Origin of the sequence: Mesorhizobium prunaredense (genome assembly GCF_900156895.1) — a bacterium.
Taxonomy (GTDB): Bacteria; Pseudomonadota; Alphaproteobacteria; order Rhizobiales; family Rhizobiaceae; genus Mesorhizobium; species Mesorhizobium prunaredense.
The window spans coordinates 73,034-81,996 of the sequence record NZ_FTPD01000027.1 but is presented as its reverse complement, the minus strand read 5'-3'; the positions used below and the strand labels follow the sequence as shown (position 1 = coordinate 81,996).

Here is an 8,963-nt window from a genome sequence, read left to right as displayed (position 1 = left end):
GGTCGCCTCGGCCACGGTCGGCTCGCTCACGGGTGTACTCCTTTGGCTGTTCGGGCGGCGGCTTATCACAGATCAGCGGCTTCCCGATACCGATAAGACGGCTAAGGGCGGCAACAGTGTTCCCCGGGGGTCGGTTGTGAATCATGGGTTCCGCCTGAGTCGAAGATCGCAACCCATGTCACACGAACGAGTGAGGAGGATTGGACGCACACGCTCGAACAGCGCCAGTTCGAGATCCTCAAGAAGCGCGTCCTTGTCTCCGGTCACGCCGCCATTGCCATAGGCCTTTTCGGCGGCCAGCCGCTCGTCCTTGATCGACGACAGCACGCGCGCCGCCACCGCGGCCTCGATCGCGGTGGCCGGAATGCCGAGCTGCTGCGCCTCGATGACCGACATTTGCCGGTGCCCTTCTGGCCGGCGCGGTCGAGGAGATGGCGCCACTCCCATCAGCTTCCCAATGCTAGCCTTACGGCTGAGATCTGAAGCGGTTCATCTCGGCCTCTAATCACATGAAATCCGAGGTTCTCCGCGACGAGATGTGGAGGTAGAACACGGATACCGGCGAGAATATCTGCGGAGACCAGAATAGGTTGACCGAGAGCCTTGGATAGCGACTCCAGACGTCCAGTGGTATTTACGACATCGCCGAAATACGCAATCTTGTGTCGTTCAAGGCCAATCTCAGCCGTAACCACCGACCCGCAATGCAGGACGGCGCGAAACTCCGGCACTTGCCCGAAACGTGCTTGCCACGCCGCCGCCTGATCCCTTATGGCCGCCGCGAAGTCGAAGACGCAACGAAGACACGCGGCGTCCCGCATGCCGCGATCCATGGGCCAGGTGACCAGCGCCATATCGCCGATGTAGTCGTCAATAGAGCCCTGGGAGCGACGAACGGGAGACGCAAGTGCGTTGAATATCTGTCCGAGATAGGCCTGGGTCTCCAGATCGCCGTATCGCTCCGCGAAGTGCGTGGAGCCGCTGACATCGAGAAACAGAAAGATCCGCTCCTCCTCGATGGGCCGGTGATAACGACCGAGAAGCAGGCTGGTGAACAGGCTCGGCCCGATAAGGTCACGCAGTCGGAACACGAATGCGACGAGCGTGGAGACACCGAGTGAATACAGAAGACCGGACTCCGACATCACCATGGCTTCCCGCGCGGTGCTCATATAGCCGATGAGATGGTGAAGCGCTGTGCCGGCGGCGGCGTTGCCGATCAAGATCATCAAAACGTAGGTTGCGATCGTAGTCACGACGAAGACCGGCGTTGCCGCTTGCCGGATGATATTGCGCCATCGGCGCATGATAACGCCGCGTTCATACAACAGAATAGGAGTTCCGATGAACACGCCCCTGACTGCGGAGTGCAGGGCCTCGACGTCGAATATCAGCGCGTAGGCAAAGCCCGCTACTGCCCCCACAATGGGTGCGAGGAGCCACTGCAAAGGGCGACGAAAGCGGTCCCGGCCAGTGTTCATTTCGTTTCCTGCTCGATGAGATCGGGCCCCCGGCCTGTTGCTCGGTGCGGTTGTGATTTCATCAGTTTCGCCCTGGGCACCCTCGATCATGTATCGCGGTATGGCGATTTGCTCAGGCTAGGCTCGCCACCTCCAGTATGGCGTCTGCAAATGCCCGCGGGGCTTCTTGTGGAAGATTATGCCCTATGCCGCCGGTAATGAGGCGGTGCTCGTACTTGCCCGAAAACTTCTTGGCATAGGCACCGGGGTCGGGATGCGGAGCGCCGTTGGCGTCACCCTCAAGGGTGATCGTCGGCACGCCGATCACCGGCGCCTTTGCAAGCCGCTGCTCCAGAACGTCATATTGCGGTTCGCCTTCTGCGAGGCCGAGCCGCCAGCGATAATTGTGGATGACGACCGCCACATGATCCGAATTGTCGAAGGCCCTGGCGCTGCGCTCGAACGTGGCGTCGTCGAACGTCCACTGCGGCGAGGCAATCTGCCAGATCAGCTTGGCAAAGTCCCGCCGGTACTTTTCGTAGCCGGCCTGGCCGCGTTCGGTGGCGAAGTAGTACTGGTACCACCATTGGAGTTCGGCTTTCGGTGGCAGTGGCATCTTGTTGGCCTGCTGGCTGCCGATCAGGTAGCCGCTGACCGAAACAAGGGCCTTGCAGCGTTCCGGCCACAGCGCCGCGACGATGTTAGCCGTGCGTGCGCCCCAGTCGCAACCGCCGACAATCGCCTTATCGATTTGCAGTGCATCCATCAGCGCGATGACGTCGACGGCGACCACCGCCTGCTGGCCATTTCGCGGTGTTTCGCTGGAGAGAAACTGCGTCGTGCCGTAGCCGCGAAGATAGGGGACGATGACGCGAAAGCCCCTCGACGCCAAAATGGGTGCAACGTCGATGTAAGTGTGAATGTCGTAGGGCCAGCCATGCAGGAGGATGACCGGCGCACCGTCGGCCGGTCCAAGCTCCGCATATCCCATGTTGAGCACGCCCGCGGTGACCTGTTTCAACGGGCCGAACGATGTATTCGTGCCCGGTTTGATTGTTGTGGCACCCGTTTTCGTCATGCTGAGTTGTGCGCTTGCCGAGCCGGCCATGGCGAACTGAGCGATCGCGACGGTGGTGACGGCCGCGCCCAAAAGGTGCCGCCGATGGAGGTCTATCTGTTCGGTCATTGTGTTTGTACCCGTTGATAACATGGTGCTTGGTCGGAATATTATCTTCGGTCGACTGTCACATCGGACACGTCGACCGTGATAGGTGCGAATGCTTGGTTTGCGACCCCCTCGGCGTCATGGAGGAGCACACGCCGCCGTGTCGGGAATACGAACCCGTCAAAGGTTTTGTGATCATAAGCGTAGTGTGCGACCGGCGGGTTTCCCGTCACGTCGGGCGAATAGTCCATGCGTCGCTGCATAAACGCATCGTCGTAATAAAAGACCTGATCGGCGTTATGGTTGGCGATGGTCTTAGGGAACGTGACGGCCAGCCGTCGCCACGTTTGCGCGCCCTCTCTCCAAGGGGCGATTTCTCGTGCTTCGACACCGGGCAGTGTGAAGACGAACGGTGCCGTGAGGTAGTTCCATACGGCGGCGCTCGTGAAGTACGCCACCTGGATCGCATCCCAAGGTGTGCTGCCATCCAAAAAGGGCAGCGGAAATGAGCCACGTGGATTGAAACGTTCCTCGATGATGCGGCCGTCGCGCGTAGCGATAGCGACCCGCTCGGGAGCGACATCCAGCACAGACATACGGTCTGGTGCTGTGAAGGGCGAAAAAACGATGTGCTCGCGATGTGGATCGAGCGTGACGGTCTGCTTGGAGTAGACGTCCGGCCAGCCCCTTGCAGCCCAAAATACGCCCCCAAGCGACATTTGCGCAGTGATACTTGTAACGTTGCCCCAATTCGGCAAACCGCCATGTGCCTCGAGGACCGCCGTCAAAAGTTTGTCCATTTTGATTCTCCTCTGGCGCTTTACCCAGGCTGACCCACTGAGTTTTCGCTTGCTTACGCGGCCACGGCGACGCCGTACCGCGCCGGCGAGGTGTTGAGCGAAAGGTTCGGGATGAGTTTCTGCCGCGCCGCTTCATAGGCGTGCCAGTCGGCGACGTCGGGAAGCGACGGAATAGTCACCAACTCGCCCTGGTCGAGGCCGGCAAGGGCCGCGTCGACGAGGTCATCGGACTGCATGATCGCCTTGCTCGGCAGATCGTCGAGTGAACCTCCTGATACGTCCCAGAAATTGGTGGCGATGGCGCCGGGCAGAACCGCCTGGATGCGCAGCTTCTTGTCCGCAAGCTCCTTGTGGAGCGAAAGGCTGAAAGCGAGCACAAAGGCTTTCGTCGCGCCATAGACACCGTTGAGGATTTCCGGCGCGATAGCGACGGCTGACGAGATGTTGATGATTGTGCCGCCGCCGCGCGCCACAAAGGCCGGAGCCGCGGCATAAGTCAGGCGAGTCAGCGCTGTGATGTTGAGCTCGATCATCGCCTGCATTTTGTCCACGTCGGACTCCAAAAGCGGCGCGACCGCGCCGATGCCAGCGTTGTTGACCAACATCGTGATGGCGGGATCGGCGCCGAGCAAGGTCTCGATCCGGCCCAGATCCGCCTTGTCGTTGAGGTCAGCGGCAACGGCGCTAACGTTGCTATTCGTTGAGCCGGCGATGCGCTTGGCCACTTCGTCCAGCCTCTCCTGGCTGCGCGCCACGAGAATGAGGTCATAGCCGCGGCGCGCCAGCCGGTCAGCGTAGATCGCTCCGATCCCGGCCGAGGCGCCGGTCACCAGAGCAATGCCCATTTTGGAATACGTCATGATTGCTCTCCCGTTCGATTGCGCTGGCAACTGCGCGTGAAACCATCAGCCGCAAACCTGGCTTGAATCGCCGGCCAAGTTTGGCGGCGGGACGGTGACCCGTCCCGCTCACCCAATTTCGGTTGCTGCTTAAAGCGGCAGCGGCTTGCCCGCCTGCTCCGCCACCATGTACTTGGCGTACCAGTCCGGCCAATTCTCATCGCGCTGGCCGCCGTTGCGCTTCTCGTGCTCGCCGTGGGCTAACCCCGCGCGCCACATTGCGGCCGCAAGGTCCGCTACCGAAGCATAGTCCGTCGTATTGGAATCGACCCGGCCAGGGAGCCGGGTGGTGACCTCCTGCAGCAGCCACTCGTTGCCGTCTGGATCCTTGAAGGTTGCGTAAGAGGAGTAGCTCTGCCGCTCCGGATGCCTGCCGCTGAGCGCTGGTTTGCCCGGACCGGCGCGGTGGAACACTTCGCTCACCTCGACGCCGTGGCCAATGAGTTCGGCGCGCGCGGCGTCAATGTCCGACACGACGAGGAAAAGCCCGCTTGCGGAGCCGGGCGCGGCCGACGTGATGCCGGTGCCGAAATGGATCGAGGCCGGCGAGCCCGGAGGCGTGAACTGCATCGCCCGGAACGTGTCGCCGACGACGAAGTCGCCGTCGAGCCTCCAACCCAGGCCTTCGTAAAACTGCTTGGAGCGTGCTGCGTCCGAAACTGGGATAACCACGGCCTCGAGCTTCATGTCGAGCGCCCGCGTTCCGGGAGTTTCGATCGGTTTTTCGCTATGCGTCAGAGTGGTGCTGCTCATGTCGATCTCCTTAGGTTTAACCTGTTAAGCGTTGAACGCGTCCGAGCTGGTGCCTGGTACGCGCGCCTCAGAAATCTTGTCGGAGCGGTCGGAACGCCGCACGCAACTCGGCGGAAAACAGTTCGGGCTGCTCCCAGGCGGCGAAATGACCGCCCTTGTCGACCTCATGAAAGTAAATCAGGTTTGGATAGGCGCGCCGGGCCCACGTCTCCGGGGCCAGATAAGTTTCCTCCGGAAAGACCGTGATGGCCACCGGCAGCGCGATCTCGAGGGTCCGCTCCACGGCCGCAAAAACAACGCTGCGTCCACCGTACTCCCAGTACAGCCGCCCTGCTGAGGTCGCGCTGTTGCTCAGCCAGTACTGAGTAATGTCGTCCAGCACCTCGTCCGGGGACTTTTCGGGATCGCTGTTGTCGTATGTCCAGCGTGAGAAGCCCGGATGTCCGAGCATCCACGCCGCGAGGCCTGTGGGAGAGTCATTGATGGCGTAGCCGATCGTCTGCGGCCGGGTGCCCATCATCGTAGCGTAGGATCTGTTCCCCATCTTGGCTGCAGCGCTGAGCGCGTCAAACGCTGCGCGTTCCTTATCCGTGAGTCCCGTTGGCGCTGGCCCGCCGACGGCGAGCACCGCGGCGATCTCGGGCGGCACCACCGCCGGCAAGTTAATATGAATGCCGAGCAGACCTGTCGGCGCCTGGCGCGCCATCGCGCTGGAGACGGGGGAGCCCCAGTCGCCACCCTGTGCGACGTAGCGGGTGTAACCCAGGCGTTTCATCAGCTCCGCCCAGGTTTGCGCGATGCGATCAGGTCCCCAACCCGTCTCTGTCGGTTTGCCGGAGAAGCCATATCCCGGCATCGAAGGCAGGACGAGATCGAACGCGTCCTCCGCTCGTCCGCCATGAGCTGTGGGATCCGTCAGCGGGCCCACGGTCTTGAGCAGTTCGAACACCGACCCGGGCCAGCCATGCGTCATGATCAGCGGCAAAGCATTGGGATGCTTCGAGCGGACGTGAATGAAGTGAGTCTCCACGCCGTCGATCGTTGTCATGAATTGAGGCAGGGTGTTGAGCTTGGCCTCGGCCTTTCGCCAGTCGTAGCCGGTGCCCCAATACTTGACGAGCGGCTTCAGCTTCGCCAACTGTATGCCCTGCGACTGGTCATCGACCGTCTCGCGATCCGGCCACCGTGTTTCGGCGATGCGCCGACGAAGGTCTTCGAGCGCCGCTTGCGGGATGCTGACGGTGAAGGGCCGGATCGAGCGATCTTCGGCCGCACTGGCGTTGGCCAAGGCGGAAAAGAAGCAAAGCCCAAATGCCAGCACGGTCGCCAACTTGTGGAGCTTCATGGCTGAATCTCCTTGCCCGGCGAGTGGAACGTCACCGTTTGCTTGGTGAAGACGTTACCTTCGGCGTCCACCACCTCGACTAGGACCTTGTGCTGACCGCGCGGCATGCCCACCAGGATGATGGTGTCGCTCTGACCGTAATCCGCCCACGCCCAGGGCAGGTCGTCGACGGTGAGGTGCAGATGCCCGACCCGCGGAGACACGTTGCGCGCGGCCGGCCCACCGACAGGCAGGATGCGCAGGTTCTCCACCCGGTACGGGATGAACACCACGCCCCCGGCCAACGGACCCGGAAGCGGCGGCTCCACGATCAGCTTTGGCGCGGGCTCATTGTCGATGGGCACGACCGTGCTCTGGGCGAACGCACCCGTGGCGAACACGGTGCAAGCCGCGAGTGCGGTGAGCGTCTGGATGAGAAGGTTCATTGCATTCTCTCCTTTTGGAGATGCGCTGGGGGTTAATCGCCAGGCGGAGGGTGACGCGCACGTCCGGCGCGCCATCCCCGCTCAACACTTCACGCCGTCCGCAACGTCTTGAACGATGCGCGCACGTCGTCGGTGAAGTACTTCGGCTGTTCCCATGCCGCGAAGTGGCAGCCCTTGGGCGGGTGGCCGTAATGCAGGAGCTTCGGGAACGCGCGCTCGGTCCAACTCTTCGGCGCCGTGTAGATCTCGCTGGGGTTCGCGCTCACGCCGACGGGAATGGTGATGCCTTTGGCGTCGAAGAAGCCCGCCTTCGCCGTTTGCCGGTGTTCCCAATAGAGCCGGGCCGACGAGATGGCCGTGTTGGTCAGCCAATAGAGCGTGATGTTGTCGAGGATGTCGTCGCGGGTAAGGCCCTCCGGCTCCCCATCGAAGGAGCGGGCTATCAGTGCATAACTGTCCGCATCGTGATCGAGAATCCATGACGCCAGGCCGGCCGGTGAATCGACGAGCCCGTAAAGCGTCTGCGGACGAAGCGCCATCTCGTTGGCATAGCCCAGGCCGAACTTGTAGAAGAAGGCGACCTGCTCGTAGGCGCGCTTTTCGTCGGGCCCGAGATCGGCGGGAGGCGGACTGCCGGCGGCAAGCGCCTTCACAATCTCGGGCGGAATGGTCGCTGGCATATTGGTGTGGATGGCGATCAGCTCGGGAGGCGCCATCAGAGCCATCTGTTCGGTGATGAGGGCCCCCCAATCGCCGCCCTGCGCGACAAACCGGTTATAGCCGAGGCGCTTCATCAGCACGGTCCACGCTTTCGCGATGCGTATCGGATCCCAGCCGGGTTGGGTCGGTTTGGCGGAAAAGCCGTAGCCCGGCATCGACGGGATCACCACGTCGAACGCGTCGGCCGCGGTTCCGTCATGCGCCGTGGGGTTCGTGAGCGGATCGATGACCTTCAGCAGCTCGATGACCGAACCGGGCCAGCCGTGCGTGATGATGACCGGCAGCGCACCCTGATGGCTTGATTTCACGTGGATGAAGTGGATGTCCAGCCCGTCGATCTCGGTGACGAAATGCGGCAGCGACTTCAGCTGCGCCTCGCACTTGCTCCAATCATATTCCGTTCCCCAGTACTGGATGAGCTTCTGCATCGTCGCGAGTTGCACGCCTTGTGTGTCGCCTGCCGCCAACGTCGCCGAAGTCCGCCGAGAAGCTGCTTCGGACACCAACTCGCGATCGGGCCAACGCGTGGCGGCGATGCGACGGCGTAGCTCGTCGATCTCCTCCTGCGGGAAGCTGACGGTGAAGGGGCGGATTGAACTGGCTTCGGCCGCGGCCGCCGGCTGAGACGAGGTGAAGTTGAACGCGGCAGCACCTGCCGAAGTGGCAAGCAATGCGGTGGCCGATGTGGCAAGAAAGTCGCGCCGATTTGGCGCCGGTGATGCCGTGGACATGATCAGTCTCCTTCGTTGCGCGATGCCATTAGAGTGGTTGAACACTTTAGTTGTGCTCTCACTCCAGTGCGCGCTCCATCGGACGTAGGTTGGTCGTGACCGCATTTTCGTTTATGGCGGTCATACCTAGGTTTATTGGCCCCAACGGGCCCGAGCGTCCCTCGGTTGAACGGATGCGCATCGACGATTGGACTTTAGGGTCTGCTGAGCCTGATCGCGCCAGCGATCAGCGACGCGCTAGTCGCCCTCACCGGCATTGTTTTTCAATGCAACGTCGAGGCAACGAGACAGCGTGTCGCCGTCTAAAGGCTTGCTCAAAAAGCAGACGGCGCCTCGAACCAACGCTTGAGAGTGCGCCTTTTCATCGGGAAAGGCCGTGATGAAAATGATGGGCGTGTTATGTCCACGCGTGCGCAAGATATCGTGCAACTCGATTCCGCTCATCTCCGGCATCTGGATGTCTGAAATCAGACACGAGGTTTGAGCCAGTTGTTCTGAATGCAAGAACGCACGTGCGGATGGGAAAGCGTGGGCGACAAACCCAAGCGACCGTACAAGACTCGCAGTTCCGCTTCGAATGGATTCGTCATCGTCGACGATTGAAATAACGCGGGTGTCTGGCAAGCGATTGGCCCATCTATGCGCACCGACAATGGTACGAGTCG

Annotated in this window: 9 protein-coding genes and 1 pseudogene; all 10 read right to left on the bottom strand. The window is 61.6% G+C overall.

Annotated elements, in window-relative coordinates:
• Positions 1-216: 216 nt before the first annotated feature.
• Positions 217-431: pseudogene (locus BQ8794_RS21355) on the bottom strand (NADP-dependent phosphogluconate dehydrogenase); the annotation flags it as partial.
• 15 nt (positions 432-446) lie between these two features.
• The gene (locus BQ8794_RS21350; RefSeq protein ID WP_077380656.1) at positions 447-1,481 is read right to left on the bottom strand and encodes an adenylate/guanylate cyclase domain-containing protein; all 1,035 of its coding nucleotides are present in this window, start codon (positions 1,479-1,481) and stop codon (positions 447-449) included.
• Positions 1,482-1,593: 112 nt separating this feature from the next.
• Positions 1,594-2,646, bottom strand: coding sequence for an alpha/beta fold hydrolase (locus BQ8794_RS21345; protein WP_077380655.1), 1,053 nt, complete (start codon positions 2,644-2,646; stop codon positions 1,594-1,596).
• A 41-nt stretch (positions 2,647-2,687) separates the two neighbouring features.
• Entirely contained in the window at positions 2,688-3,425 is a 738-nt protein-coding gene (locus tag BQ8794_RS21340) for a hypothetical protein (protein ID WP_143744642.1), read from the bottom strand.
• A gap of 53 nt (positions 3,426-3,478) precedes the next feature.
• Positions 3,479-4,285, bottom strand: a complete 807-nt coding sequence (locus tag BQ8794_RS21335; RefSeq protein ID WP_077380653.1) for an SDR family NAD(P)-dependent oxidoreductase — start codon at positions 4,283-4,285, stop codon at positions 3,479-3,481.
• Between the two features lie 129 nt (positions 4,286-4,414).
• The gene (locus BQ8794_RS21330; protein ID WP_077380652.1) at positions 4,415-5,077 is read right to left on the bottom strand and encodes a VOC family protein; all 663 of its coding nucleotides are present in this window, start codon (positions 5,075-5,077) and stop codon (positions 4,415-4,417) included.
• Positions 5,078-5,144: 67 nt separating this feature from the next.
• Positions 5,145-6,422 carry an epoxide hydrolase family protein gene (locus BQ8794_RS21325; protein ID WP_077380651.1) on the bottom strand — a complete coding sequence of 426 codons (1,278 nt, stop codon included), beginning with the start codon at positions 6,420-6,422 and terminating at the stop codon, positions 5,145-5,147.
• Positions 6,419-6,847, bottom strand: coding sequence for a DUF6130 family protein (locus BQ8794_RS21320; protein WP_077380650.1), 429 nt, complete (start codon positions 6,845-6,847; stop codon positions 6,419-6,421). Before BQ8794_RS21320 ends, BQ8794_RS21325 begins: the two co-directional genes overlap by 4 nt.
• Before the next feature lie 89 nt (positions 6,848-6,936).
• On the bottom strand, positions 6,937-8,298 hold the full coding sequence (locus BQ8794_RS21315; RefSeq protein WP_077380649.1) for an epoxide hydrolase family protein: 1,362 nt from the start codon (positions 8,296-8,298) through the stop codon (positions 6,937-6,939).
• 237 nt (positions 8,299-8,535) lie between these two features.
• Positions 8,536-8,922, bottom strand: a complete 387-nt coding sequence (locus BQ8794_RS21310) for a response regulator transcription factor (protein WP_244555056.1) — start codon at positions 8,920-8,922, stop codon at positions 8,536-8,538.
• Positions 8,923-8,963: the final 41 nt, after the last annotated feature.

What these genes read in the sequence shown, in the direction of transcription:
- BQ8794_RS21350 (WP_077380656.1), bottom strand. Translation starts at nt 1,481, where the DNA reads ATGAACACTGGCCGGGACCGCTTTCGTCGCCCTTTGCAGTGGCTCCTC.
- BQ8794_RS21345 (WP_077380655.1), bottom strand. Translation starts at nt 2,646, where the DNA reads ATGACCGAACAGATAGACCTCCATCGGCGGCACCTTTTGGGCGCGGCC.
- BQ8794_RS21340 (WP_143744642.1), bottom strand. Translation starts at nt 3,425, where the DNA reads ATGGACAAACTTTTGACGGCGGTCCTCGAGGCACATGGCGGTTTGCCG.
- BQ8794_RS21335 (WP_077380653.1), bottom strand. Translation starts at nt 4,285, where the DNA reads ATGACGTATTCCAAAATGGGCATTGCTCTGGTGACCGGCGCCTCGGCC.
- BQ8794_RS21330 (WP_077380652.1), bottom strand. Translation starts at nt 5,077, where the DNA reads ATGAGCAGCACCACTCTGACGCATAGCGAAAAACCGATCGAAACTCCC.
- BQ8794_RS21325 (WP_077380651.1), bottom strand. Translation starts at nt 6,422, where the DNA reads ATGAAGCTCCACAAGTTGGCGACCGTGCTGGCATTTGGGCTTTGCTTC.
- BQ8794_RS21320 (WP_077380650.1), bottom strand. Translation starts at nt 6,847, where the DNA reads ATGAACCTTCTCATCCAGACGCTCACCGCACTCGCGGCTTGCACCGTG.
- BQ8794_RS21315 (WP_077380649.1), bottom strand. Translation starts at nt 8,298, where the DNA reads ATGTCCACGGCATCACCGGCGCCAAATCGGCGCGACTTTCTTGCCACA.